Origin of the sequence: Actinomadura sp. NPDC000929 (assembly GCF_040492065.1) — a bacterium.
Classification (GTDB): domain Bacteria; phylum Actinomycetota; class Actinomycetes; order Streptosporangiales; family Streptosporangiaceae; genus Spirillospora; species Spirillospora verrucosospora.
Genome location: NZ_JBEUPA010000007.1, coordinates 1 through 24,802 on the forward strand (window position 1 = coordinate 1; position 24,802 = coordinate 24,802).

A 24,802-nucleotide genomic window follows, 5' to 3' on the forward strand; every position below is an offset into this window, starting at 1 on the left:
GAAGGCCGCCGTCGAGACACCGACATCGACGCTCAAGCCATCCGCCTGCTGGGATTCCCGACCCCTGTCACCAACCCGATCACTCAAGCCGACATCCAGGAGTTCATGCGCACCCACACCCGCACGCGCTACACCTACGGCCCCGACGGCAACCTCGTCCCGATCGAGGAATGAGTCTCGCGACTCGGTGAACACCAAGCCGCCGACCTGCACGCCAAGCCGATCCACTGGCGCACCGACGCCTAACAAACACTGAGCGTGCTCGTCGTGATGGTGCTGAGGGGGCGCTTTCCAACGTCCAGCCCGCCGCGCGGACCGACTCGCCCAGAACGGTATGCAGGCGGCCAGCGTTGATCGCCGCGCCGGGTGCTGCGGCTGGGAGGTGACCGGTGGCCAGGGCGGACGGTCTCAGCGCGGCCTGCCCATCCAGTATGCGAATGCGTCCCCATGTGGGGCGCATCAAGGGCGAGTTGGTGATGGCGGAGGGTGCTGGCCTCGGCCAGCCGTCGTCCTGCCAGACGCTGGCAGGAATGTGGCCGATCATGCTCGCCTTGCGAGTCGGTACAACTGTGGTTCATGACCACCGCAACAGAGATCAGGCGGTTGCTGGCCCCTCTCGCCTCACCTTCTGCCTTCCATCCGCGCGTCTCGGTCGGCCACGACCCCCATGCCTCCCCTGCCCATCTGCTGCACGCTGCGGTGTCGGCTCCGGACATGCCGCGCGGCGACTACCCGGCGCGATCTTGGCCGCCCACGGTTGAGGAGTTGGACGAGAGTCTGCAGTTGCTCACGTTCTCCGACGACCAGATCATGGCGCTGCTGGTAACTGCCTGCACCGAAGATCTGGCCTATAGGGGCCAGGCCGGGCCGTGGACGCCCGACATCGTTCGCCCGATCCTGCAGCAGGTCGCGTACCTGCTCGGGCCGCAGACCCGCTGGTGGTCCAACTGCGTCTTTCCCGCCTGGTGCTTCGACACCGGCAACTTCCATGACGGCGTTAGTTGGTCGCCCGTGACCGACCACACCTTCGATCGCGCACTGATCGGAATCGGCGACCAGGCCACCGTCACTTTCCTGGCCTTCGCCGATGACTGACCCCGCGGAGGGCGAAGCATCCCGCCCTGGTGGCGGCCGCTCAGCTAATCGAAGTGAGGGCAGGGCCGGATCTCGGGCGTCCAGGGGCTCATGCTGCCTTGCCGGTAATTGGCGTAGAAGCCTATGGCCTGCGAGTACTGCCCGGAGGTGAACCACGTCGCGTCGGGGTGGCGGGATTCGAGCTGGTTCAGCGCGAGGCGACCGAACCCGCAGAACTGCCAGTCCGGCGCAAACGAGATCTTGTAGAGGACGCCGAACCCGCACTCTTCGCAGATCCCGTAGGTCACCCTGCCCATCGAGGTGCCGCCGACGGCGGCGATGGTGAAGGTGAAGGTCGATGTCGGCCAGGCGGCGATGCGGACGAGGCGGCTGGGTGTCGCCTCGGCGTCGGCCATCTCCCGCCAGCGCGCACGGTCGGCCAGCGCGTACAGCTCCCATGCCAGGCCGGTGTCGACGCCGATGATCGCCCCCGGGCAGGTCGAGGTCGTCGCGGCTCAGCAGATCGGCCAGGTGCTCCCGCCACGCGGCGGCGAACGCGGCAGGCCGGCGCCACTCGGTGTCCTGCTCGGCCAGCACCATCCGGTAGGCCTCGCGGACAACGGCCTGTGCCTTGCCCCGGCGGACACGCCGCTCAACGCGCTCCACCGCCGACATTCCCCAGCCGTCCAGCGCGGTCCTGAACCCGGCGGCCGCGCGGCCCCACCCGATGCGGCCGGGAACCGCAGGAGGCAGCCGGTCGGGCAGTGGTTCGAACAACTACCCGAACGTGGACAACTCGGCCATGCCGAAACACTAACCCCCGCAAGGGCGACGCGGCCCCCGCACAGGAGCGAGAGCGCTCGCGGGTGCCCTGAGCCTGCTGACCGGTGAGGACGCCGCCGGTGGGAACGGCCAGTGGCGACTTATCCGCGGTGTGGGTCGGCGTCGTGCTCCCGAGCTGTCGGCGGGCGGAGTTGGCAGCTGAGGACGGGTTCGGTGGTCAGGTCGTCTTGGGCGATGCTGGCGCCGAGGGTTTCGATTAGCCGGTAGAAGAGGCGGCGTAGGCTCAGGGGAGGTGTTGTGGTCGGGGTCGGCGCCGAGGTCGCGTAGCCGGGAGTCGAATCGGTGGGGGTCGCTGCCGAAGCGGTCGTCGGGGCGCAGGCTCAGCAGGGTGTTGATGCCGGTGACCAGGTGGCCGTCTTCGGCGTAGCGGAATTCGACCATGGGTTTCTCGTTGGCCTGCAGAGTCGCGGCGGCCGTTTGTGTCGAGACCCTGGGCAGCAGGCCGTCGTCTTCGACGCACAGGCAGCTGGCGTATTCCAGGCTCAGGACCCGTACCGTCCAGCGGAGACGACGTAGGCGTCTTCGTCATCGCGGGCATCGCCGTAGTCGTCGTAGAAGTCGTCCTGGTCGCGGACGGCGAGGGTGACCGGGTCGGCGCCGCCCATCCGTTCCAGCAGCTGCCGCGGGGTGAGGTCGCGAGCAAAGGTCAGGCTCAGCAACGGCAGGTCCCGGCCGTCCATCCACGCCAACCCGGTCATCACCATCTCCGTCGTTGAAGTGCTCTGCTTGCGGGGCGAGCCGGTTCGGTCCGGTCGGCTCCATTGTGGCCAAGCGTCGCACCGCGGGAACGCTCGCCCCGCGAGGGTTAGACGGTGACGCGGAAGGCGTCGCCTCGGGTCTTGACCGAGCGTGCGTTCATGATGCGATTCTGCCGTTAGAAGATCGACAGCCGGTTGCCCTGGCGACGGTTCTCGCTCAGCGGCACCCAGGCGTAGCGGTTGCCGGGCTTGCGGCCGCCCTCGTTCGTGAAGGCGAAGGCGTACTCGTCGCAGCTGGACGCATGCCGGGGGTCGCCCCGGTGCACCGGCCAGCCCGCAGGCTCCTTCCAGCCCGCGGGGAGCCTGGCCGGCCCGCAGATCTGCGCGCGGTGCAGGTCGGTCAGGTGGCTGGTGCGATGGAGCACCCGGGGCGCCATCTTCGAGCTACCCAGTGACCGCGCCATTACTGAATCTCATCGGCAACACCTTCCCCGCCTCACCCCCAAACCAGCAAACAAAAGTTGCTGCTTTTCACAGTCGCTATCAGGCACCCTGAGCACGCTGGACAAAGATGTGTCGGCTGGCCGGTCGGCCAAAGGACACGGCGTTGCGATGGCCCGCGTCACCGAAGCGGCCCCGCGGCGGCCAGGTGCTGGTCAAAGCGACACCGTCCTCGCGGCCCCGAACCGTTCGCCTGGAGATGCGGCCGCAGTTGCGACCACTCTCCCTGCACTCGGCGCCGAGGGCGTCGTCGAAACAAGACCGCAGCTCAGGAGAGTCCTGCCCCGTCCTGAAGAGATCAGCGCTTAACGCTCGCGGCCCTGCGGGCGGGTACCGCCTTGGCTACGTCGCAGCCGCCAGGCCGTGACGACCGCGACCACGACGATGGCCGCGGCGATCAGGAGAAGGTCGGGCAGTCGGGTGTCCACAGCGGATGCGGCGGTCTGCAGGGCCGTCTCCCACCGGAGCGGTGCCGCGAGGGAGGTCAGGCCCTGGGTGCCGCCGAAGGTCAGAAACAGGACGCCCAGGAGGAGGAAAACCAGGCCGGAGGCCAGCGCCGTGGTGTGCAGGCGAAGCCGGCCCAGGCGGACACCGCGACCGCGCAGCCAACGGCGGCGGCCGAGGTCGTACCGGTCCCAGAGCGCGGCCAGCAGGAACAACGGCGCGGTCATCCCGGCGGCGTAGACTGCCAGCAGCGCGCCGCCGCGCAGGGCGGTGCCGGAGGTGGCGGCGATGGTCAGCACCGCGCCGAGGATCGGCCCCGCACAGAAGCCGGTGAGGCCGGACACCGCCCCCAGCACCAGGACGGCCGCAGGGGAGTCTCCGCCGAGCTGGGCGGTCAGCCGGCTCAGGCCGGGGAGGATGAAGCCGCCACCGAGGATCTGTACGGCGCCGAGGCCGATCAGAAGGGCGCCGGCGATGGTGGTGAGTGCCATCTGATGGCCGTACACCAGGCGGCTGGTCCATCCCGTGCCGAGACCCAGCGGGACCAGGACGGCAGCCAGCCCCGCGTAGAAGACGAGGGTGCGCCCAATGAGGGCTGTGCGGGACGGGAAGGCGTAGGCGAAGAACGCCGGCAGGAGCAGGGCGCTGCACGGGCTGATCAGCGCGAACAGGCCGCCCAGGAACGCGCCGGCATACCCGATCTCGATCATGACGCGGCGCGGGCCTTGTCGATGGCCTTCTCGAACGCCGGCAGCGGCTGGGCACCGAAAAAGGGTTGGCCGTTGATGAGGAACGCCGGGGTGCCGGGCACGCCGAGCGCCTGCCCGAACCCGAAGTCGTCCTGGACCGCCTTCCGTATGGCCTTGTCGCGCCGGTCGGCGTCGAACCGCGCGACGTCCAGACCGAGCTTGCGGGCGATGCCGCGCAGGTAGTCGTCGGTGATCCGGCCGCTGCGCAGGGGCGGCTGATGGGCGTACATCTCGTCGTGGAAGTCCCAGAATCTACCCTGCCGTGAGGCGGCGCGTGCGGCGACGGCGGCACGCATCGACTCCTTGCCGAAGGCCGGGAAGTCCCGCCAGTAGATCCGGACCACGCCGGTGTCGACGTACTTGCGGACCAGCGCGGGCTTGATGTCGCGGGCGAAGTGCCCGCAGTTGGGGCACTGGAAGTCGCCGAACTCCACGACCGTAACCGGTGCCGCTTCCATGCCGAGCCGCAACGCCGCATCGCTGGGCGGCGGCTTCGGTCCCGCCACCGTCGGTGTGACCGCCGGCGAGGTGGTCGGGCCGGAGGTCGAGGGTGCCTCGATCGTCTCGATCCCGCCCGCGTCGTCGGCCGTTGGAGGACGGTCGTCGCGTCCTGTCAGGGTCGCCACCGTCAGCCCGACAAGCACCAGAACGGCGACGACCGCACCGGCCAGTATTCGCGCTCTGCCCGACATGCATCCCCTAGCTCTCATCGATTCCTGCACCGCCGATGGCGTGGTTCGAAGGTATATCCGCCACCGAACGAGCGCGGCAGCGGCGACCGTCTGGGGCGCATCCCGCGTACGGCGGCCATCGCCCGCGCGAACGAAGCGCGCCGCGCGGCGTGCTCGATCAGTGTCTTGGTCGGGACGCATCCAGCGAACGTACGATCCCCGACGATCGGACCGTCGGCGACCAGCAGCGTTGGGGGATTCGAGACCGGCGCCGGTGCGCGCTGCGGCGAGGCTGGTCGCGCCGCCCCGATGACGATGATGTCGCGCCGCGGATGCGCGGTCATCAAGCAGCAGCGCCCGACACGTACGTCACACCAGAACGCCACATGACTGTTGATTTTGCGGGCTAGTGGGAACAGAGGTTCGACGCGGACGACGCACCGCCGGGTGCTTCTCGTGCTGTCAGCCGCCTTGGCGGATGCCGGCGCGGCGAGACTCATGCTGTGCGCACGGGTGCCGGCATCAACCCCGGCAGCCGCGGTCAACCGGTTCAGCCGCGACGTGGGCGATGGCTCTGGTGCGGCATCTCTCGATGAGCCGACGGCGCCCTTCGACGGTCAGCGGCGCATTCTTGTGCGTCACTGGGCCGCGCCGGGCGCGGATGCTCGGCGTGTGCTGTCGCGGTTGTCGATGGCCTGGTGAACCTCGTTGATGGCCGTGCGAATGGTGGCGCCGTAGGCATCGTCGTGCAGCGCGGAGGTGTGCTGCTGGGCGCTATTGATGTGCTCGGCGGCTGCTCCGAAGGAGCCCAGGCGGCGGAGGTTGTCGGCGAGGTTGAGGTAGAGGCTCGGGTAAAAGCCGGCGACGTGGAGGGTTGCGTGGTGTTGCTGGGCGCGTTCCTCAGTGAGGGCGTCGGCGGCATCGAGGGCGCGGACGTCCCAGATGAGTGCCTCTGCGGCGTCTTCGTAGAGGTCGGCCAGGTAGTGAGCGAGCGTGCAGCGGTGGAACGGGTCGCCTGCGACGCCGATCTGTTGCCAGATGGCGAGCAGGTCGCGCCGGGCCGATTCGATGTCGCCCTCGCGTCCGAGGACCACGGCGTTGCCGATGGCTTCCATCGTCGGGTCGGGCGCGGCGGCAGTTGCGGTCATGAGAGCGGTTCAGTCCTTGTCATCTTCGGTGGCGGTCGCGGCTTTTGGGCCGTTGTTCAGGTGTTGGGGCCGCCGGTCACGGCGCAGGGTCTCGGCACGGCATGACGAGCGTTGTGAGGTCGCCGTCGTTGGCTGATCGGATCGTGGCCGGCTGGTCAGGCCCGCGGAGGTCGACCATCAAGTCGCTGCCGAGGGCGTGGCTCAACGCGGGGTACAACGTGGTCAGCTCGAACCAGAGCGTCAGATCTGGACCAGTCGCCGTGCCGTCGAGGTCCACGGTGCCGCCGGGCAGCAGGACGGTTGGTCGGCCGCCTGCGACTCGCAGACCTACCTTCTCTGGTGCCTGTTGCTCTAGCGCCTTGAGGATCTGCTGCTTGTCGACCGTGACGCGATGCGTCGCCGCGGGGAGTGACCCGATCAGAAGCCGGTGGTCAGGGAAGCCCTCAGTCAGCAGGCGGCAGTGCATCACGGCGCCGTCGACCATGCGGAAGCCCAGAGTCCGTTCGCCCGCTTCCAGCGTCACCATGGGGGTTCGTCGGAGCCGCGAGGTTGTGGCCTGGAGATCGTCTCCGGCGAGCGTCCCTGCCCAAGAAGCGGCAGACAGTCGTCTCGGCACCAGCGTCCGCGTGGCAAGGCGGTAGCGATCGGTCGTGGTCAGCGAAATGGCGTCGGGGTCTGCTTCCAGCCGCACACCACCCAGGACCGGGACCTCGGCGTCGCGAACGGTGGTGGCCAGGACCTGATCGACCGCCGTAGCGAGGACCGGACCCGGCAGCACGCAAAGGTTGAGGCAAGCGCCCTCGCCAAGGGACGCCTTGAGCGCCGCGGCTGTTCGTTGAACCCCGATGGCCTCCGCGGCGACCTTGGCTACCTGATCGTCGATCAGCCGCGCCGCGTCCTGGGCACTGACGGTGAAGAACCTGGCGATGTCGGGCAGCGGCATCCCGATCTCACGCAGCCGGCGCAGCTGCGAAGCCCGCACGAGTTGCGACTCGCTGTAGAACCGGTACCCCGTCAGCGGGTCGACCTGCTCGGGACGGAGTACGTCGGCATCGTCGTAGAACCGCAACGCGCTCGCTGTCAGTCCGGCGAGTTTGGCGAACGCGCCGATCGACATCAACTCCGGGTCAGTCACCCGAACATCGTCGGGCCTCAAGCAACTCGAAGGTCAACCGAGCCGCCAGCCGTTAACAACGTCTCGCCCCCGCAACAGCCAGCCGGCGTGACCTGAGCGCCGTGCTCCTGATCGCTTCGGTCACGTTCCTGGTCTGCGAACGACTCGCCCTGAAGGTCGTCCCGTACCCGATCGCCGAGGTGATGGCCTCCAACATCGGCGGCGCCGCCACGCTGGTCGGCGACCCGCCCAACATCATCACCGCCAGCCGCGCTGACCTGTCGTTCAACGACTTCTTGGTCAACCTGCCCCCGTTGATTGTCGATCTGATAGTGGCCTTCTGCCTGCTGCGCCGCTGGCTGTTCCGCAGCGCGTTCGTCTACGACGAGACCGCGCCGCCGCCGTCATGGCCCTGCAGGAAAAGGAGGCCATCACCGACCGGCGGCTCCTCTGGCAGAGCCTCACCGTGCTCGGGCTGGTGATCGTCGCGTTAGTGCTGCACCCGGTACTTCACCACGAGCCGTCCGTGGTGGCGCTACTGGGCGCCGGACTGCTGGTGGCCGCCACCAAGGTCACCACCGAGCAGGCGCTGGAAGAAGTCGAGTGGGACGCTCGTCTTCTTCGCCGGCCTGTTCGTCATGGTCGGCGGCCTGGTCGAGAGCGGCGTCATCGGCGACATCTCCCGCGCCGCCGCGGACATCACCGACGGCCGCCTAGGGTTCGCGACCATGCTCCTGCTGGGGCCTCGGCCGTCCTATCGGCCATCGTGGACCACATCCCCTACGTCGCCACCATGAGGCCGATCGTCTCCGACCTCGTCCAACAGCAACCCGCAGGGACGGCACCGTCCTGTCGTGAGCGCTCGCCCTCGGCGCCGGCCTCGACGGCAACGCCACCGCCATCGGCGCCAGCGCCAACGCCGTCGTCCTCTGCATCGCCGCCCGCAACAGCACACCGATCAATTTCTGGCAATTCACTAAATACGGCCTGATCGTCACCGTGGCGCTGTCGGTGCCGTACCTCTGGCTCCGCTACCTGTGAAGATCGGCGACCCACCACCTGACGGGCCGCCTCCGCGGGAGGAAATCCTGGGCTGCGCGGGTGAGCGCGGTCCCCAGCCGCATTCGCGGCCGGGCCGTCAGGCGTCGGCGGGCTGTTCATGGGCCTGCAGCGGAACCATCGACTTCTCGCCCAATCCGGAACCGTTCGCGATTGGTGCCGATCTCCAAGAATTCTTTGAACAAGCCAGCGCCCGGCAGTCGTTCAACCAGCACGTCCAATGGTTCTTCCGCCTTGTGGGGCAGGTGGCGCTTTGATGCTGCGACGGGCTGGGTGATGGTCCGGCGGACTGTCCGCACGTCGTCGCCGCCCAGTTCGATGGCCAGCGTGGCTTCGGCGACGTGGATGGTGACGACCTGACCGGTGTGCAGGCGTCCCAGGGCGACCTTCTAGCTGACAGCCTGCCGCCTCCGCGACGAAGTACTCAAGATCGTCGGTAAGTCTTCACCTCCTGCTCGATCATGCCTACGCTTTCGGGCCGTCCGTATCCGGTATTCGTGCGACGGGCGGTTGGGAACGTGGCAGTATCCGGGTGACCATGGCGAGGAGGGTGCGGAGCATGGCCTTGTCGGAGCCAAACGAGATCGACTGGGCACGGCTGCGGTTCGCCTCCGGGGGGCCGGGGCCCCTGTTCGACCTGGTGCGGGAACTGGCCGAGCAGACGGACATGGATGAAGATCCACGGAATGGGGGCGGCGGGCTCTTCCTGCCCGGTTCGCTGTACGCGGAGTCGATACCGGTGCTACCCGCCTTGGCCGAGCTGGCCGCGTCGGGCGAGGTGGGGGTCCGCGCCGACGCGCTGAACCTGTTAGCGCGAATGAGCCGCGAGGCGAACGACCATCATGATCCGGAGTGGGAATCGGCGCTGCGGGGTGTCCTGCCGGGGCTCCTGGCGCTGCTCGACGACCCGGACGCCGGGGTGCGGCTGGCGGCGACGCGCGTGCTCGCGGCCGCGGTCGGTGACCCGGAACCGGCGGTGCGCGCCCTGTGCGGAGCGTGGGCCGAGGACGACGACGAGGCGGTGCGGCTCTGCGCCGTGCTGGCCGTGACGAACCTCGCCCGGCAATGCTCGGCCGCCATCCTGCCCGAGGCGCTGATCTGGCTCCGCGACAGGGCCGCCAAGGGGAGTCCGCACGTCCGGATGGCGGCGTCGGTTTCCCTGGCTCGCCTCGTGGGGGCGGAGCGCGCCGACCCCGACGCGGTGACTGAAGCGATGGCCGCACCCAGTGTCCAGGTGTGGCGGTACGTGCCCGAACTGGAGCCGCCGGATCTCCTCGGCCTGCACAGCGGAACGGCACGGCAACTCGTCCACTGGGTCGACGACCGGCTCGGGGACGACCTCGCGGCCCGCATCCGCCTCAGCGCCGTGCTCGGGCGCCACGGTGACGCGGACCGGCGCGGCGAGGGGGTCAAGATCGCGGCGGTCTTGGCCGCGGCGTGGCGGTCCGCGGCCGCGGAGCTGCTCCCCGTCCTGGCGGAACGCGCGGGGGACGACGCGGTGGAGAACGCCCTGCACGCCCTGCACGTGATCGCGGCAATGGGCCCGGACGCCGCCACCCACACGGACCTGCTCGCCGCCAGGCTGGACGACGACCGGCGCCTGGGCTCCGGGACCGACCTGATCGCGGACGTCGCCGCTTGGGGCCTGGCGTGGCGCGGCGACCCGCGGTGCCTGCCGCACCTAGCCGCTCGGCTCGGCGACGAGGGCCTCGTCTACGGCCCCGGCGACCTGGGCGGCGGCAATCTGAATTGGTACTCGACGGCTCTGCCGGGTATCGCGGACGTCCTGGCACCGCTCGGTGACCACGCCGCGGTGCTGCTGCCGGTGATCCGCGACCGTCTCGGCGACGTCCCCGAGACCCCGCCGTACGCCCATGTGCGGGCGCGGCCCTCCCGCGCTGAGGAAGGGCTGGTCCGGCTGGTCGGGGCGTGGGGCGCTGCGGGCACTCCGGCCGTCCCAGAACTGATCGGCCTGCTCGGCAGCCGGCTGGAGGCGGCGGCCGCGGAGGCGCTCGCGGCGTTGGGCCCGGCGGCCGGCGACGCCGGCCCGGCCGTCGAGGAGGAGCTGCGGCAGCGCGGGCACATCGGCCACCGGCCCGATGGCCTCCGGTGGCTTGCCCTCGCGCGGGCGCACTGGAGGATCACGGGCGACCCCGCGCGCCTGATCGACGCGGTTCACGCTCAAGCCGGACCTCGAAGCCTGCCGGAGGACCTCCTGCCGTACATCGCGGACCTGGGGCCCCACGCCGCCGCCCATGAACCATGGGTGCGGTACTTCATCGACTCCAGACACGAGCGCGTCCGGTTCGCGGCCTCGTACGCGCTGGGCAGGATTGGCCGGCCCGCGGTTGGGTCCGCTGTGCTGGCCTCCGAACTCGACCGCCTCGCCGACGGCGACCACCGCCCCGCGAGCTTGCCGGCCGTCCGCCACCTCGCCGCACTGGGCACCGCCCCGAACGGCCGCCGCGACGAGCTCCGCGCGATCATGGACGCCGACCACCGGCACCGCGCCTCCGGCGGCTGGCGCAGCTTCACCGAGGACCGCGAGATGCGACAGCTTGCCGCGACCCTGCTCGCCCTCACCGAACACTGATCCACCGCCCAGCCCGCAGGACTGCCAGTCATGGGGGAAGGCGATCTTGTATAGAAGGCCGATGCGGCAGGCCAACTCCCGTGTCGAATCGGCCGAACGAGGCCGCCGGCCGCCCGTCCGGGCGCTGCCACAGCTCTAGGCCCTCGAAATAGCGCAGCAGCGTCCGCGAGGACGACCACCCGGTGGTCGCCTGCAGGATCCTCACGATCTGTGCGCCGGTCCGCTCGGGCGTCTCCCGCTTCAGGGCGGCCGCCAGCTCCAAGACCTCGGTCGGGGTCCGCGGGGTGAGCTTGCGGGACGGCGGGACCATGTCGTCGAACCCGCGCTCGCTCCAGGTCCGGATCCATCGGTCCAGCGTGGAGCGGGCGACCACGACCGGTTCCCCGAACGGACCTCGTGGGTGGTCTGGGCGATCTGCCGGGCCAGCCAGCCCCGCTGCTGGGTCGACAGCTCCGGATCGGCCGCCTCGCGGATCAGCTGATAGCGCAGCTGCTACAGGACCGCGACGAGGACCACGCGGCCGCCCGGCACGGCCCCCGCCAGGTCGCCGCCCACACCCGCGCCGCGGTGGCCACTGCGTTCCTGCGCGCCACCGCGGCCAGGTCTGGCTGGGAGCCGGACCGGTGCGCGGCCGGCCACGACCGGGCCCGGCCGCGCACTCTGTGATGCGACAGGTCGCCAGCGAACGCGCGTTGAAACGGGCCGCCCGCCAGTGCATGGGCGGCACCGGAGCCCCCGGCGCCGACGGCATGACCTGACGCGCCTTCCGTCAGGACCTGCCCGCCCGTCTCGCCGCGCTCTCGGCTCGCCTGACCGACGGATCGTGGCAGCCCTCCCCCGCGCGGATCGCCGAGTTCCACGCCTGGGGTAAGGACTACTGGATCACCATCCCACTCTCGCCGACCGTCTCGTGCGGCGCTCTCTGCGCAACGCCGTGGAATCCGTCCTCGAGCGAGACGCCTACCCGCCCTGGGTGTTCGGTTGGCACCGGCGGGCCGGCGCCCCATTGCCATCGCCGCAGCCGACCGCCACCTGAACTCCGGCCTGCCGTGGGTCGCTGGCATCGACGTAGCCGCCGCCTCCCGCGGCGTGACCCTGGACGAGGCCGTCACCTCCGTGGCCCGCTTCGTCCACGACGGCACCCTGCTAGCCCTTCTGCGCCGCATCGTGGCCGCCCTGCCCGACCCGCTCGCCGCCGGCAGCGGCCTGAACCCGATGCTCACCAAGCGACAACTGCACCCTCTTGTGCCCCATCCGCGCCACCGCACTTCCCGCTCCCGGCCGCCAGGCCCTGAGTTCTTCGACGGGCCACGGGATGCGGCCTCTGCGGGTCGTCCCCAGGCCCGTCGAAGGACTCAGGCCCTTGTCTCGTACCTGGTCATAAGTGCGCCGCCCGGGAACGTCCGGGTCTCCACTAGGGTCAGGTTCACCCAGTTGTCCAGCGCGGTGAAGAACGGCAAGCCGCCGCCCACCAGGACCGGGTGAGTGACCAGCACGTACTCGTCCATCAACCCGGCCCGCATCGCCGCCGCAGCGAGCGTGGCGCCGCCGATCTCCATCGGGCCGCCATCCTCGGCCTTGAGCCGGGTGATCTCGGTGACCGCGTCGCCGGTGACCAGACGGGCGTTCCAGTCGACCTTCCTGGTCGTGGAGGAGAACACCACCTTCGGCACGTCCCGCCAGCGGCCGGCGAACTCGATGTGCGCCGGTGTGGCGCCGGGCTGCTGGTCGGCGGTCGGCCAGGCGGAGCTCATCGTCTCCCACAACCTGCGCCCGTACAGAGCCAGGCCCGTCGCCCCCACCCGGTCGGACCACCACTGGAACAGCTCGTCACTCGGCGCGTCCCAGCCGAGCTCGTCGCCGGGCGCGGCGACGTAGCCGTCCAGGCTCACGTTCATGCCGTATGTCAGTTTCCGCATAGTGCCAGCCTCCTGTGAGTCGATCTCACACGTACAGACGGGCGCGGCGCGGAAACCTAATCGGTCAGGCCACACCGGCCCCACACCGAGGGGTTCACCACGCCAAACGTTCATCCGCCGCACCGCATGCACGTTGCCGGCTTGGGCTCGGGCGAGCGATCCGAGGCGGCGAGAGCTGGGGGACGCTGTTGGAGGCGATCGGCGAGTGGAAACACAAAACGGCGGGAGGGGAAACTTTCCCCTCCCGCCGCCGGGTGTTGTCCTTCACTTGCCGCTGATGGCTCCGATGACCAGGCCACTGTAGACGGCCAGCTGGAAGCCCATGAGGGCGAGCGAGAAGGCGGCGTAGGCCCCGCCGAGGGCGTAGTTGGCGCCCTGGATGATCAGGAAGGCCCCGGTGAAGCAGTAGACAGCCAGCCTGGCGCCGCCGGAGCGACGCCAGGCGAGCCCGAGCAGGGCACCGAGTAGGCCACCGCCCAGACCGAGCGGTATCACCGCAACGAAGTCGGGACGGTCGTACATGCGGATGCCCAGGTCAGCAGCGAGGTAGCCGAAGACGCCGCCGAGGACGCTGGCGGCACTGACGGCGCTGGCGCGTCGAACACACGTCGACATGATGATTCCCCCTGTTTGTAAGGCGTCCGGACTGGATGCCGGCTCGCGCGATTCAGGAACGATAGGCCACACCCGCGGCGTATACGCAAGCGGAACTCGGCCCGAGATGGAGAAACCGCAACGCCAGCGGAGGACGACGGCACTCGGACGACGAGCATGGTGCGCAGATGTGCTATCGAATCGTGCGGCGTTACGTCGCCGCGCGGAGGCCGCAGATCCAGGTGGAGGCCAGGTGGGCGCCCATCTCGCGTTGGTCAGCGAGGGCCGGACGGCGCGGGCCGCCGCGCGGCGCGGGTTGTTGGACGAGGATCAACTTGATCGCGAACTCGGCTGGACTTTCGGCTCCGACTCTGCCACGGTCTTGCACGGCTCCCCCTCAGTGGGATTGCTCTGCTTCGTGCAGTCCGTAACGAAAAGGTTGATTCAACATGTGCCACACGACCTGCCGCAGGACCACCGTCCAGTTCACCATGCCGGGCACCTTGGGAAACACGCACGGCGAGCACTATGTCCACTCCTTCGAACGCGTCTTCGGCATCGATGCGCAGGCGATCGAGGAGAGTGCGCTTGCCCGGGCGCATGCCCTCTTCGGCCCCGACATGGAACTGCGGGTGGTGCGCGACTACACGGTCTCCATCAACCTCGAAGGTGTCTTCTACAGCCCCGAGGTGAAGGTCGAGACCGTCGGCCCACGAGTCGAGGCCAACGTCACCGTGACCGGCAACAACGGCGTCACCATCACTGTGCTCGTCTTGGGTGGCTCGAAGAACGTGGATGGCGGAGTTGACAACCGCTCTTACCACACTGGGTACGACTTCGGCCGCAGCAAGAAGGCGATCCGAAAGAGCGTGCTCGCCGAGGCGCGTCGCGCTTTCGGTCCGAAGGTGAAGCTGCGGATCGTGCGCGGCTGCACTTACAAGACCGCCGGCAGCGGCTACTACTCCGCCGACATGAAGGTCATAATCGTCGACTGAACAAAAGGACGCTGCTTTACGTGGAGTTCTTCACCACCATTCCCTTCCCAACCGCCTACGGAAGCGGAACCGGAGGGATATGAAACGACACCACGGCCGTGGCAGCCGGGACCGGTCCTCAGACCCCCGGCGGCCACGGTCACTCTTAATAGCCGACAGTTGTGAACTCGCAGAGTTCGTCGCGCTTCACGACCTCTGTAGCGAGGAGGCTCGCCACGGTCGAGATGCCGGTGGCCGGATGTGCACCTGTGCCCAGGCCGGGTGTGTGCCTGGCGGGGGGGCCGAGGTAGGTGCTGCCGCGATGAGTATGTGCACCCCGGACTCGGACTCGGACGGGCTGCACGGGCGCCTGCGACTGGAGTGGCCCGTGGGATCGGCCACCGGGACACACCCGCCACGGGCCGACACCGGTCATGACGCGATCGGGCCACTGACCGGGTAGAGCGCGCCCGACACCGGCCCGGGGCAGTTGATCGCCCAGTTCTCACCAGAGCCGCCCGCTGGACGTCGCTCCGCCGAACGACCACGCTCAGCGGAGTTCCTGGCTTTCTGCTGTTTCGCCCAGACGATGGAGTAGGTGTGCCCAGCCGTCGCTGGTCTCCTCATCGAGTACGGCGGGCAGACCGCTGTGGCGCAGGGTGAGCTCGGTGCCGTCGCCGTCCGGGGTCAGGGTGACTTCGACTCGGGAGGACTCTGGCGCGATGTCGGGCGCCCCTGGTGTGGGTTCCCAGCCGAAGGTGAAGACGAGACGTTCGTACGGTACGAGCTCCACGAATCGTCCGCGCATCACCGGGCGCGGGCCCTCGTGCATCGCGACCTGCAGAATGCCGTCGGGGCGGGCGTCCAGCTCGGCAGTTCCCCACCATCTCGCCAGGCGTGCGGGGTCGGTGAAGTACCGCCAGACCGTCTCAGGACGCGCACGGATGTGCAGCGTCTGCTCAATCGTCCTGCTCACAACGATCCCTTCACGTCCTGGTCGCTGGTGTGTGCGCGTTCTTCCTGCTCAGTTTCGTGCTGGAGGCGGCCGAGCGAGGTGGGCCACATCGTTTCCAGGAACGTCACCGCCTCGGCCAACCCGTCGGGACGCAGCCGGTAGAAGCGGCGGTTGCCGACGCGGCGGACGTCGACGAGACGGGCCGCCGTCAGCGTTCGCAGATGCTGGGATACCGCGGGGCGACTGATCTCGGGAAAGCGCTCGGCGATCTCGCCTGCCGATACTTCGCGGTCCCGCACCAGGACGAGGATGGCGCGGCGGGTCGGGTCCGCCACGGCGCGCAGCGCATCCTCCATGGGTCACCGCCTTCGTTTGCGCACTGCAGGAGGGCTATGTAAGTGTTTAAGCAACATCTTACATACTATCGGAGACGAGGATCGCCATGCCAGGAGACGGCAACGCCCGTACCCCCGCGATCGGAAAACCGCCACCTGAACGCGCTGGTCGGCCGCTGGCGATCACAGGGGCGCATACCGGCCACCGGGATTGACCCGGAGATCCGCATCACCGGGTCGGACACCTACGAGTGGCTGGCGGGCGAGCACTTCCTCATCCATCGCGTGGACGTGCGCATGAACGAGGAGCACGTCGAGGTCATCGAGATGATCGGGCCCTACGATCCAGAGAGCCGGAGCTATCCCATGCGCTCCTTCGACAACCACGGCAACTTCGTCACCATGCGGGCAAGCGTCGACGACAGGGGTGTCTGGACGTTCGCCGGCGAGACGGAACGGGCGACGCTGGTGATCGCCGAAGACGGCGAGTCCATGACGGCCGAATGGGAGCGCACTGACGACGGCTCCAACTGGCAGCACTGGATGGACATGAGCTTCGGGAGGGCTTCCAGCCCGAGCGCCGTCCGTACAGGTGAGAGGCTCTCGGCCGAGTCAGATCGACCTGGTTCGACCGCCTGAACTGCTTAGCCCCTCTTACGGCGTTGCCATTCGTTGATCGAACCTGGCGTCCCCGGAGAGGACCGCCTCGCCAGGCCTGGCGCCGATGAAGGGGTTGCCGGTCATGGACTCTCGGCGTAGTCGGCGCGTTCAGCAGTACTGGCGCGAAAGTACCTAAGTGCGTCAGATTCCCCGTCTTCTCCGGCTCCCTAGTGTCGTAGTCACAAGAGAGCACGAGCACTGAGGAGAGACACATGAGCGACGTGAACGAGCTGGTCCAAGCGCTACCTGGCGGCGTGGAACGAGACCGACAGCACCGCAAGGCAGGCGGTCCTGGCGGAGGTCTTCGCCGAGGACGCGGTGTACACCGACCCGCTGCTTTCCGTCCGCGGCTGGGAGGGTCTCGACGCCACGATCGCGGCGGTTCAGGCGCAGTTCGGCGGGCTCGTCTTCAGCCTCGGCGGCGCGGTCGACGCGCACCACAGCGTCGCCCGGTTCACCTGGCACCTGGGCCCCGGGGGCGCCGAACCGGTCGTCATCGGCTTCGATGTCGCGGTGATCGGAGAGGACGGGCGCATCACCCAGGTCCTAGGCTTCCTCGACAAGGTGCCTGCCGCGGCCTGAACCCGGTCGGGACGAACGATCCGCCCCGGCCCGCCATGCAGCCGGGGCCGCTCCCGGTCATTCGCACGAATCGAGAAGAGCCATGAACGCCTATGTCATAGCGCACCTGCGGGATGCCGCGCCGCACCCGGAGATCGCCGAGTACATCGAACGGCTTCCCGGCACGTTCGGGCCGTACGGCGGCCGGTACCTCGTGCACTTCAAGCAGCATGAGGTGAAGGAGGGCGCCTGGTTGCGGGCGACCACATCGACCGACTCCACCGGCGCAGCATCCTCGGCCGCCGCCAGCAATTCACCCAGGCCCAGCCGATCCACAGCCCCCAACCCTCCTCAACCCCCGACGTCGGTCGCTCTCCCCCAGTGTGATCCACACCTACTGATGGGTCCGCCACACACGGGTCTGAGCATCTGCCGGAAACGATCATTCGGCGCGGATGGTTGTGCTGGAGGGGGTCAGATGGCGGCGCGGGGTTGTGTCCTCACTGGGCGGTGACCTGGCGGGACACGATCAAAAGTGAGTCCAGTCGGTTACCGGGAGGGTGGGGGCACGCTGCTCGGTGCGGGCCAGCGCGGCCAGGATTGCGGCGCAGGGGCGCGCGTAGAGGTCGGCGGCGGTCGCGATGAACACCTGCCGGGGGTCGTTGGGCTGTCCGAGGGCCGGTATCTGACCGGTCTTTTCAATGCGCAGCAGCGACCAGCGGGAGAACCAGAAGTGGGCGGCCGCGTCTTGGGCGGTGAGCCCGGCCCAGTGCCGCAGGTCGGCCAGGGTGGCCTGGTGCGGTGCGACCTCTGCCAGATGCTCGGGCGGCACCTGTAACCGGACTGCCAAGGCGACCAGGCCGTGCGGATCGGGGCGCCGGCGCCCGGCCTCATAGTCGATGAGCTGCCAGCGGGTGGCCCCTTCGCCGAGCGCTTCGGCGAGTCAATCCAGGCTGAGACCACAGGCCAGGCGAGACGCCCGCAAAGCCACGCCGTCCAGGCGCGGCGTCCCATGCAGCATAGGATCACTCCTTGTTACCACTCCATCGCATCCTATAACCGTCTTTGGGAACGCGACATCGACCCGGCCGGCATGGCGGCCCCCGTTGCTCTCGGCGACCTCCCCTGGCCTGACCGATGAGGTTTCCGCGCAGCGCCCGTCTATAGGTGTGGCCCGTGTCTCAGCACGGGAGCTTCGTGCGAGCCGGCATCCAGTCCGGACGCCTTAACAAACAGGGGGTAACCATCATGTCGACGTTCGTTCGACGCGCCGGCGCCGTCAGTGCCGCCAGTGGCATCGGCGGTGTCATCGGCTGGTACATCGCCGAACTGGCCATCCACCTCTACGACCGGCCCGACTTCATCGCGGTGATACCTGTCGGCGTGGGCGGTGGCCTGCTCGGTGTCCTGCTGGGGCTCGGCTTCCGTAGCTCGGAGGGCCCCAGGATCGCAGCCCGCTGGATCGTGGTTGCCCTTCTGGTCATCCAGCTCGGCAACTACTTCCTCGGCGGCCCCTTCGTCTTCTCGATCGCCGTCGTGGGCTTCCTGCTGATCTTCGTCATCGGCCAGATCATTGGCCAGATCACCGGAGCCTTCAGCGGCGAATGAAGGCCGGCACCCGGCGGCGAGAGGGGAAAACCTCCCCTCCCGCCGTCACCTCGACGCCTGGTGCATCAGCCCAGGCGCGCACCAGCTCGTCCCGACACCAGGTCCCGACGAGGCGACCAGACCAAAACAAAGGATGAACACCATGAGCGACGTGGTCTTCGGGATCGCAAACGTCCGGAGCTTCGACGACCCGGACAACCCGACCGTCTACGGAATCATGATCGACCGCGACGGTAACCGTCGCGTCTGCAACGGCGACAACGGTAACAGCGCCGGCGACAACCCCGCCGTCGGCGACAACCCTGCCGCCAGCGACAACCAGCGATAGCCAGCGCGGAAGCGCTGACGATCGCCCAGGACTCAGGGGCCCGGCTTATGCCGGGCCCCACTTTCATGCCCCCGGGAACGTATGTTTTCCGCCGCGCGCCTCGTCGGCGGTCCGGCTTTTGAAACCGGCCGCCATCGAATAGGAGCCATCGCAGGTCAGGACCCGTCCGAGGGCGAGGCCTTGCGCCGCGGCCGCCCTGGCGGCGACTCCGCCCACCAGCGGCAACGCCTATTGACACCCGGTGGCGGAGGTGTACGACAGTCGTACTCCGGAGTCGGGCGGAGCCAGACCGCGTCGCCGACGACGAGCACCAGGACCACGAGACGACGAGGGCCAGTCGGACGAGCCCGTGCGCGAACGCCCAGCTCAGCGGCACCAAAGCCCGTCGATGGGCATCCCGGATGAGACCTCCGATGGCGCTAAGCCGTCAAGCCGCTGCGGTGGCGGGCGGGGCGAAAGCCTTGGTCTGGTCGTAGAGCTGCCTGGTCTGGAGGCAGTGGTGGAGTTGTCCAAGCATCCGGTTGAACAGGTTGCGCAATGCGGCGGCGTGCCGGTCTCCGTGGTCGCGTCGCTGCTGGTAGTGGCTGCGCGGTGGCCCGGCTTTGGCTGCCGCGCAGAACGCCCATCTGAATCCGGTGGTCGCCAGGCGATTGTTCTTGATCGAGCGTCGGGTGATGGACACGCTGCGCCCCGAAGCGCGGGTGACCGGCGCTGACCCGGCGTAGGCCTTCAGCGCCTGGGCGTCGGAGAACCAGGCCCGGTCGTCGCCGATCTCGGCCAGCAGCCGGGCGCCGAGCTCATCGCCCAAGCCGGGAAAGCTGGTGATGATCTCGTAATCGGGATGCTGGGCGAAGGCCTCGGCGACCGCCTGGCCGAGCCGGTCGACCTTGACGCACTCGGCGTCCAGGACGTCCAGCAGCGCACGGGCCTGCACGCCCATCGAATCCTCGATCAGCGGCGGCTGATGCAGATGCGGCGGCCGCAGGGCCTGCTGGATCCGGCGGGCCGGCTCGTCGATGCCGCGTTGCCGACCGGCCCGGCGCAACGCCGCGGCGATGCGGGTGCGCGACAGCCTTGTGGCCGCCGACGGCGTGAGCGCGAGCGCCAGTAGGGCGCGGGCGTCGCACCCGGCCAGGTTGGTGGATCGGTCGCCGGCGAAGGCGGCCAGGAAGGCCGGGAAGTACTCGCGCAGCAGCGACCGCAGCGTGTTGAACGCGCGAGTCCGCCGCCAGATGGCGTCCTGGTGAGCCCGAGCCAGCACCGCGATGGCGCGGGCGAGATCGGTGTCGTCGGGCAGCGGCCGGTGAGCGTGAGCATCGGTGTGCAGGATGCCCGCCAGCGTCATGGCGTCGGATGTGGTCGGGCTTCTTGCGGGCGACCGAGCGCCGCTCGCGATAGCAGGCCACCGCCATCGGGTTGATGGCGAACACCTTCCGGGCCGTGCTCCGCAGCGCCGCCACCAGCAGCCCACGCGGCGTCTCGATCGCCACCGGGATCGGATCGCCGGGATCGTCCCCGACGTCGGCCAGCAGCTTCAGCAGTCCTCGAACCCCTCGGCGCTGTCGTCGATTCGGCGCTTGGCCAGAAGCCGGCCGGCCTCGTCGACCACAGCGACGTCGTGGTGGTCCTCGGCCCAGTCGATCCCGCAGAATGCTTTCACCCCGGTCCTCTCCCTCGATCACCCGTGACCTGTCAGTGCAGGTGGCGGTCTGGCCGGGAACGCGCGGCGCCCTAATCACAAGGCTCTGAGGCCTTCCCTCCGATGGAGCCGTTCGCGATACCAGCGACCCGCGCGGGCCCCAGTCTCATCCGAGAGCTCCAAGGCTCAGAACTTTCGCAGGGGTCACCGCGCAGGCAGCTCGAACCACGACCGGCAACCTGCCACCAACGCCACCGCGGCGAGGCCCACCTGCCAGCCTCGGTCTGGACACCCGACGACCCTGATTAGAACTTTCTTACGTCTTTCAACATCGACCCCGCTGGCACGGCGGCCCCCGTTGCTCGCGGCGACCTCCCCTGGCCTGACCGATGAGGTTTCCGCGCCGCGCCCGTCTGTACGTATGGCCCGTGCCTCAGCACGGGCGCCTCGTGCGAGCCGGCATCCAGTCCGGACGCCTTACAAACAAAAGGGGTAACCATCATGTCGACGTTCGTTCGACGCACCAGCGCCGTCAGTACCGCCGCGGCAATCTGGACCAAGCTGAAGCGCCTCCTCGCTGCTTCCGGCTCGGCGGGAGGTCCCGGAGCTGGCGAGTGGTTCGTGATCATCACGCTCGAAACTGTGCGCCCGTTCGGTTCGGAGAAGAGCACCTACACGTTCACCCTCCCCCGGCGGGCTGGTACCGCTCTCACGGAGCTCTACCGGTCGGCGCTGCAGCACGAGCGGTGCCCGGAAGAGCTGAAGACGCTGGTGCGAGGTGGAGGCTCAATGATCGTGTTCTACTCCATCGAGCCCAACCAGCTGAGCAAGGGCGAGTACGCCGTCTTCATCGCGACCGAGGTGCTGAACGGCTGCACTGCGACCAAGGGCCACAGCTTCGACACGCTTACGATCCGCACCGCCACCCGCGAGGCCGTCTACCAGGCCGATTTGGGCCGCCGCGGGTTGCCGCCGACCGCGGCGATCCTGAGTTACTCCATCCGGCCCAACCGAGTCGACACCGCAGCTTGAGCCAAGGAGATTTGGCTCAGGCCTCAAAAGCGCCGTGAGGCGTATCACGGCCAAGCAGAGGGCGGGAGGGGTGACCCCTCCCGCCTTCCTCGTGTCCGTTGCCGAATAGGGCTGTTGGGGATGAAGGGCGGCGGCCGGACGGGCCGCCGCCAGGGCGCGGCCCGTCCGGGCCGGGCATGCGGCCTGGGGGGCCGGTCCCGGCCCGGCCGTCCGCGCGCCGCTAGACGCTAGGACGCCACTCAGCCGCCCATAAGCCGCTAGCGGGACCGCTAGGCCTAGCGAGGACGTCCGGCTAGACGTCCACGGCCCGCTAGAGGACGTCCCAGCGCGTCCCGGGGACGGCTGCAGGACGTCCCGACCGGCGTTGCCGAGACAACGAGCGCGAGCACCAGAACCACGAGCCCATGACCCTGAGCCCGCCGATTTCGGTTCCGGGTGTGCTCAGGTATCCGCACTTTTTGCGCCCAATGCGGCGGCTCGCCGCAGGTCGGCCTTTGCCGAGACCGGCACCCTGCCGTATTCGTCTGTGTCGTATTGGCCGGACCGGCGCGTCAGACGGGGCGGCTGCCGGGGTAGCGGTTCCAGGTCCCGCCGGCGGCGGTGAGGCGCTTGGCGGGCGGTCCCGTGGTGGTATCCGAGGGCCTGAGCGACGACGGGTGCAGGGGCTTGGAGCACGAGTTGCCGGAACGCCGCGGCGCGGGTCTGGGTGACCCGGGAGGCCGTGCGCGCGACGTCGTCGTCGCTTCCGCGAAGTGGGACGAATGCGTTACGAAAGTGGCCGGGGGAGGAGCGGTGCTCCTCCCCCGGTCATGTTCGGCGGTGTCTGTCGACGCCGCCGTGTCAGTTCTGCGTGCTGTACTCCTCAATACTGGGGGGCTCAGGGCTCACCAGCGTGTTGAAGAGCGCGGCGATTACGACGAGACCGATGCCGACCCAGCCCCAGGGGCCGAGCCATTGCGTCTCGTCCAGCAGGCCCAAGAGCACACCCACCATTCCGACCAGCGCCGCCAGCGGCGTGTCGAGGCAGTAGAGCACTCCGGTCACCCGGTCGGAGACCTTCCCAGCCGCCGCGGCCTGCAAGAGCGCCGGGACGAACAGGATCAGCAGGCCGGCCACCGCGCCCCAGCCGATAGTAGGGACGAAGTCCGAGAACAGTTCGCCCCAGCCGCCAAAGGGCAGCACCACCAGCGCCATCGAAGGCACCGACAGCAGGTTGGCGACGGCCAGGCCCTGCTTGACCAGCGCCGAGTCCTCGCCGTTGGTCTCGTTCTGGGCCGCTTCCAGCGCCGCCAGGCCGCCGAAGACCACCTTGATGTAGTTCCAGAAGCACCAGGCGGCCGCCACGGCCCAGGCGAGGCCGACCAGGTCGATCTCACCGAGCCACGGCTCGGTCAACACCAGCACCCCGAGCAGCGCGAGTCCGCGCAGCCCCAACTGCCGCCAGCCCCAAGCCTTGACCGGGCTCGGCTGGTCGGCGCTGATGCTGTGCCAGACGTCGGTGAGACCGACGCTGAGCACGCCCAGGGCTCCGATCGCGGCCACCGGCCCCAGCCCCAGCTTCTGCACCGCGAAGATGTACGCGATGCCGATCAGGGTGTTGCTGAAGGCCAGCCTGGCCACCAGCTTCCACATCGGGGCGTCGAATTCGCGGATCCCCAGGCCGTGCCGCTTGCCCACGTAACTGGCGAGCGCGAAGGAACCCACGAGCGTCACCACCAGCGCCGCCGCCAGAGCGGGCAGCGTGGAGGTGAACGCGAAGCCGGTCTGCTGAACGGCCAGCTCGGCCACGATGATCCCCCCGCCGACCAATCGGATCCGGCGGGAACGGTTGTCGGACATGGTTACCTCTCGTTTGTGTAGCGCCCCGGCTCTCGGCCGGGACGCGAATGGAGTTCCAAGGAACGCCCATGCGCCCCGACCTTGTCGGCCAGGACGCACTCTCGGTTGCAGGGAACCGGGCACGCCCCGACCACGGACCGGCCGGGACAAACGTCATGGCTCCAAGAGCCAGACCTTTGTAAGGCGTCCGGACTGGATGCCGGCTCGCCCGAGGCGCCCGTGCTGAGGCACGGGCCATACGTACAGACGGGCGCGGCGCGGAAACCTCATCGGTCAGGCCAGGGAGGTCGCCGAGAGCAACGGCGGCCGCCATGCCGGCGGGGTCGATGTTGATCTCGCGGGGCGATGGGAGCGTGATCGGCTGGTCCTGGTGGGTGCGGAGGACGTCCAGGCGGTAGCCCTCGGTCAGGCTGGCGGCCAGGCAACGACTGCGCACCGCAGACCCCACCGTCTAGCTCGACTCGTTCGGGCGACCTTGCCCGTTGTGGCGAATCGGCGCTGATCGGTTCCCGAGTGTCCTTGGATGATCGGTTGTGAGTGGATCTGTGGGGCGTGGACTGGAGCGAGTGCAGCGGCGCTGGACTATGGCGCGGAAGCGGCGCGGGGGCTCGGCCGTTGCGGGTGCGGCCGTTGCGGGTGCGGCCGTTGGCGGCGGGGTTCTGGATGCTGGCGGCCGCAGGGGCGGCAGCGTTGGCGATCTGGCTGACCACCGCTTGGCTGCTGGACGTGGCCGATGACGCCCCGCCCGGAACCGAGCGGGCCAAGATCCGGGTGGACGCCGTGCGCACCGGCCTGGCCGCCGGCGGCGGTGGGGGCGCGGCAGTCGGGTTGATGCTGGCGTTCCGGCGGCAGCGGCACGCCGAGCTGGCGACCGCGCTGGGGCAGTTGGGCGCGGCCGAGCGGCGGTCACCGAGCTGTACAACGCCGCTGCCGAGCAACTCGGCTCCGACAAGGCCCCGGTCCGACTCACCGCGCTTTACACCCTGGAACGGCTGGCCAACGACAACGAGCGGCACCGGCAGACCATCGTCAACATCATCTGCGCCTACCTGCGCATGCCCTGTGCGACACCCCCGACCGGCGACTCCGACCCCCAGGAAGAACACCGGGAGAGGGCCCGCCGCACCGCCGCCCGCTACCGTGCCGCCCGCGACAACCGGCCCGCTCCCCTCGAACCCGCAGCCCCTGGTCCAGGCCCCCGTGAGAAACACCAGGTCCGCCTCACCCCCCAACGCCTCCTCACCACCCACGTCCAGCCCACCGCCGAACACCACTGGGCGGGCATCTCCCTGGACCTGACCGGCGCCACCCTCACCGACTTCACCCTGACCAGAAGTGCCACTTCGCGATGGACATGGCCGCGGGGAGGCTCGCCAACACCGTCGCGGCGGATGCGGCGACCTTGAGGCAGGTCGATACCTAGGGCGGCGGAACGGTCACGGTTAGAGCGAAGGGCGGCAGCGT

Annotated in this window: 26 protein-coding genes and 1 pseudogene; 11 read left to right on the top strand and 16 right to left on the bottom strand. The window is 69.1% G+C overall.

Annotated elements, in window-relative coordinates:
- Positions 1–576 precede the first annotated feature (576 nt).
- Complete coding sequence (locus ABWI04_RS04390) at positions 577–1,095, top strand: hypothetical protein (RefSeq protein ID WP_353831486.1); 519 nt, start codon at positions 577–579, stop codon at positions 1,093–1,095.
- 44 nt (positions 1,096–1,139) lie between these two features.
- Here ABWI04_RS04390 and ABWI04_RS04395 read toward each other — a convergent pair whose 3' ends face one another.
- The 8 genes from ABWI04_RS04395 to ABWI04_RS04430 form a co-directional block, all read right to left on the bottom strand.
- On the bottom strand, positions 1,140–1,490 hold the full coding sequence (locus tag ABWI04_RS04395; RefSeq protein WP_353831487.1) for a hypothetical protein: 351 nt from the start codon (positions 1,488–1,490) through the stop codon (positions 1,140–1,142).
- A 397-nt stretch (positions 1,491–1,887) separates the two neighbouring features.
- Positions 1,888–2,403, bottom strand: coding sequence for a DUF6461 domain-containing protein (locus tag ABWI04_RS04400; RefSeq protein ID WP_353831563.1), 516 nt, complete (start codon positions 2,401–2,403; stop codon positions 1,888–1,890).
- Complete coding sequence (locus ABWI04_RS04405) at positions 2,400–2,615, bottom strand: hypothetical protein (protein WP_353831488.1); 216 nt, start codon at positions 2,613–2,615, stop codon at positions 2,400–2,402. The genes ABWI04_RS04400 and ABWI04_RS04405 overlap by 4 nt, the downstream gene beginning before the upstream one ends.
- Positions 2,616–2,791: 176 nt before the next feature.
- The gene (locus ABWI04_RS04410) at positions 2,792–3,040 is read right to left on the bottom strand and encodes a NucA/NucB deoxyribonuclease domain-containing protein (RefSeq protein WP_353831489.1); all 249 of its coding nucleotides are present in this window, start codon (positions 3,038–3,040) and stop codon (positions 2,792–2,794) included.
- A 381-nt stretch (positions 3,041–3,421) separates the two neighbouring features.
- Positions 3,422–4,270 carry a cytochrome c biogenesis CcdA family protein gene (locus tag ABWI04_RS04415; protein WP_353831490.1) on the bottom strand — a complete coding sequence of 283 codons (849 nt, stop codon included), beginning with the start codon at positions 4,268–4,270 and terminating at the stop codon, positions 3,422–3,424.
- Positions 4,267–5,031 (bottom strand): DsbA family protein, encoded by a 765-nt coding sequence (locus tag ABWI04_RS04420; protein WP_353831491.1) that lies wholly within the window; start codon positions 5,029–5,031, stop codon positions 4,267–4,269. Before ABWI04_RS04420 ends, ABWI04_RS04415 begins: the two co-directional genes overlap by 4 nt.
- Before the next feature lie 587 nt (positions 5,032–5,618).
- Positions 5,619–6,128, bottom strand: coding sequence for a hypothetical protein (locus ABWI04_RS04425; protein ID WP_353831492.1), 510 nt, complete (start codon positions 6,126–6,128; stop codon positions 5,619–5,621).
- A gap of 76 nt (positions 6,129–6,204) precedes the next feature.
- Entirely contained in the window at positions 6,205–7,263 is a 1,059-nt protein-coding gene (locus ABWI04_RS04430; RefSeq protein ID WP_353831493.1) for a DNA polymerase III subunit beta family protein, read from the bottom strand.
- A gap of 101 nt (positions 7,264–7,364) precedes the next feature.
- On the opposite strand from ABWI04_RS04430, the gene ABWI04_RS04435 reads away from it, so the two are divergent.
- The 3 genes from ABWI04_RS04435 to ABWI04_RS04445 all read left to right on the top strand — a co-directional run bounded on the left by ABWI04_RS04435 (position 7,365) and on the right by ABWI04_RS04445 (position 10,894).
- Positions 7,365–7,724 (top strand): SLC13 family permease, encoded by a 360-nt coding sequence (locus tag ABWI04_RS04435; RefSeq protein ID WP_353831494.1) that lies wholly within the window; start codon positions 7,365–7,367, stop codon positions 7,722–7,724.
- A complete protein-coding gene (locus ABWI04_RS04440; protein WP_353831495.1) occupies positions 7,649–8,233 on the top strand; it encodes a transporter permease in 585 nt (194 codons plus the stop codon). Before ABWI04_RS04435 ends, ABWI04_RS04440 begins: the two co-directional genes overlap by 76 nt.
- A gap of 627 nt (positions 8,234–8,860) precedes the next feature.
- A complete protein-coding gene (locus ABWI04_RS04445; protein WP_353831496.1) occupies positions 8,861–10,894 on the top strand; it encodes a HEAT repeat domain-containing protein in 2,034 nt (677 codons plus the stop codon).
- Positions 10,895–10,922: 28 nt separating this feature from the next.
- Here ABWI04_RS04445 and ABWI04_RS04450 read toward each other — a convergent pair whose 3' ends face one another.
- The 3 genes from ABWI04_RS04450 to ABWI04_RS04460 all read right to left on the bottom strand — a co-directional run bounded on the left by ABWI04_RS04450 (position 10,923) and on the right by ABWI04_RS04460 (position 13,428).
- Positions 10,923–11,267: a hypothetical protein gene (locus ABWI04_RS04450; protein ID WP_353831497.1), complete on the bottom strand. Its 345-nt coding sequence runs from the start codon at positions 11,265–11,267 to the stop codon at positions 10,923–10,925.
- 982 nt (positions 11,268–12,249) lie between these two features.
- Positions 12,250–12,813 (bottom strand): dihydrofolate reductase family protein, encoded by a 564-nt coding sequence (locus ABWI04_RS04455; protein WP_353831498.1) that lies wholly within the window; start codon positions 12,811–12,813, stop codon positions 12,250–12,252.
- Between the two features lie 264 nt (positions 12,814–13,077).
- On the bottom strand, positions 13,078–13,428 hold the full coding sequence (locus tag ABWI04_RS04460; protein ID WP_353831499.1) for a hypothetical protein: 351 nt from the start codon (positions 13,426–13,428) through the stop codon (positions 13,078–13,080).
- Between the two features lie 428 nt (positions 13,429–13,856).
- Between ABWI04_RS04460 and ABWI04_RS04465 the strand changes: the two genes are divergently transcribed.
- The gene (locus ABWI04_RS04465) at positions 13,857–14,402 is read left to right on the top strand and encodes a hypothetical protein (protein WP_353831500.1); all 546 of its coding nucleotides are present in this window, start codon (positions 13,857–13,859) and stop codon (positions 14,400–14,402) included.
- Positions 14,403–14,931: 529 nt separating this feature from the next.
- On the opposite strand, the gene ABWI04_RS04470 is transcribed toward ABWI04_RS04465, so the two are convergent.
- Entirely contained in the window at positions 14,932–15,357 is a 426-nt protein-coding gene (locus ABWI04_RS04470) for an SRPBCC family protein (RefSeq protein WP_353831501.1), read from the bottom strand.
- Entirely contained in the window at positions 15,354–15,692 is a 339-nt protein-coding gene (locus tag ABWI04_RS04475; protein ID WP_353831502.1) for an ArsR/SmtB family transcription factor, read from the bottom strand. The genes ABWI04_RS04470 and ABWI04_RS04475 overlap by 4 nt, the downstream gene beginning before the upstream one ends.
- Positions 15,693–15,734: 42 nt before the next feature.
- Between ABWI04_RS04475 and ABWI04_RS04480 the strand changes: the two genes are divergently transcribed.
- The 3 genes from ABWI04_RS04480 (at position 15,735) to ABWI04_RS04490 (ending at position 17,406) form a co-directional block, all read left to right on the top strand.
- A complete protein-coding gene (locus ABWI04_RS04480; protein WP_353831503.1) occupies positions 15,735–16,310 on the top strand; it encodes a DUF1579 family protein in 576 nt (191 codons plus the stop codon).
- A gap of 312 nt (positions 16,311–16,622) precedes the next feature.
- On the top strand, positions 16,623–16,913 hold the full coding sequence (locus ABWI04_RS04485) for a nuclear transport factor 2 family protein (protein ID WP_353831564.1): 291 nt from the start codon (positions 16,623–16,625) through the stop codon (positions 16,911–16,913).
- Between the two features lie 82 nt (positions 16,914–16,995).
- A complete protein-coding gene (locus ABWI04_RS04490) occupies positions 16,996–17,406 on the top strand; it encodes a DUF1330 domain-containing protein (RefSeq protein ID WP_353831504.1) in 411 nt (136 codons plus the stop codon).
- A 15-nt stretch (positions 17,407–17,421) separates the two neighbouring features.
- Here the strand turns inward: ABWI04_RS04490 and ABWI04_RS04495 are convergent, their stop codons facing one another.
- On the bottom strand, positions 17,422–17,742 hold the full coding sequence (locus ABWI04_RS04495; RefSeq protein ID WP_353831505.1) for a hypothetical protein: 321 nt from the start codon (positions 17,740–17,742) through the stop codon (positions 17,422–17,424).
- 398 nt (positions 17,743–18,140) lie between these two features.
- On the opposite strand from ABWI04_RS04495, the gene ABWI04_RS04500 reads away from it, so the two are divergent.
- Positions 18,141–18,500 carry a hypothetical protein gene (locus ABWI04_RS04500; RefSeq protein ID WP_353831506.1) on the top strand — a complete coding sequence of 120 codons (360 nt, stop codon included), beginning with the start codon at positions 18,141–18,143 and terminating at the stop codon, positions 18,498–18,500.
- 142 nt (positions 18,501–18,642) lie between these two features.
- The gene (locus ABWI04_RS04505; RefSeq protein WP_353831507.1) at positions 18,643–18,828 is read left to right on the top strand and encodes a hypothetical protein; all 186 of its coding nucleotides are present in this window, start codon (positions 18,643–18,645) and stop codon (positions 18,826–18,828) included.
- A gap of 427 nt (positions 18,829–19,255) precedes the next feature.
- Here the strand turns inward: ABWI04_RS04505 and ABWI04_RS04510 are convergent.
- Positions 19,256–20,488 (bottom strand): annotated as a pseudogene (locus ABWI04_RS04510) (IS110 family RNA-guided transposase).
- A 480-nt stretch (positions 20,489–20,968) separates the two neighbouring features.
- Here ABWI04_RS04510 and ABWI04_RS04515 point away from each other — a divergent pair.
- Positions 20,969–21,499 (top strand): hypothetical protein, encoded by a 531-nt coding sequence (locus tag ABWI04_RS04515; protein ID WP_353831508.1) that lies wholly within the window; start codon positions 20,969–20,971, stop codon positions 21,497–21,499.
- An 840-nt stretch (positions 21,500–22,339) separates the two neighbouring features.
- Here the strand turns inward: ABWI04_RS04515 and ABWI04_RS04520 are convergent.
- The gene (locus ABWI04_RS04520) at positions 22,340–23,338 is read right to left on the bottom strand and encodes a DMT family transporter (protein WP_353831509.1); all 999 of its coding nucleotides are present in this window, start codon (positions 23,336–23,338) and stop codon (positions 22,340–22,342) included.
- Positions 23,339–24,802: the final 1,464 nt, after the last annotated feature.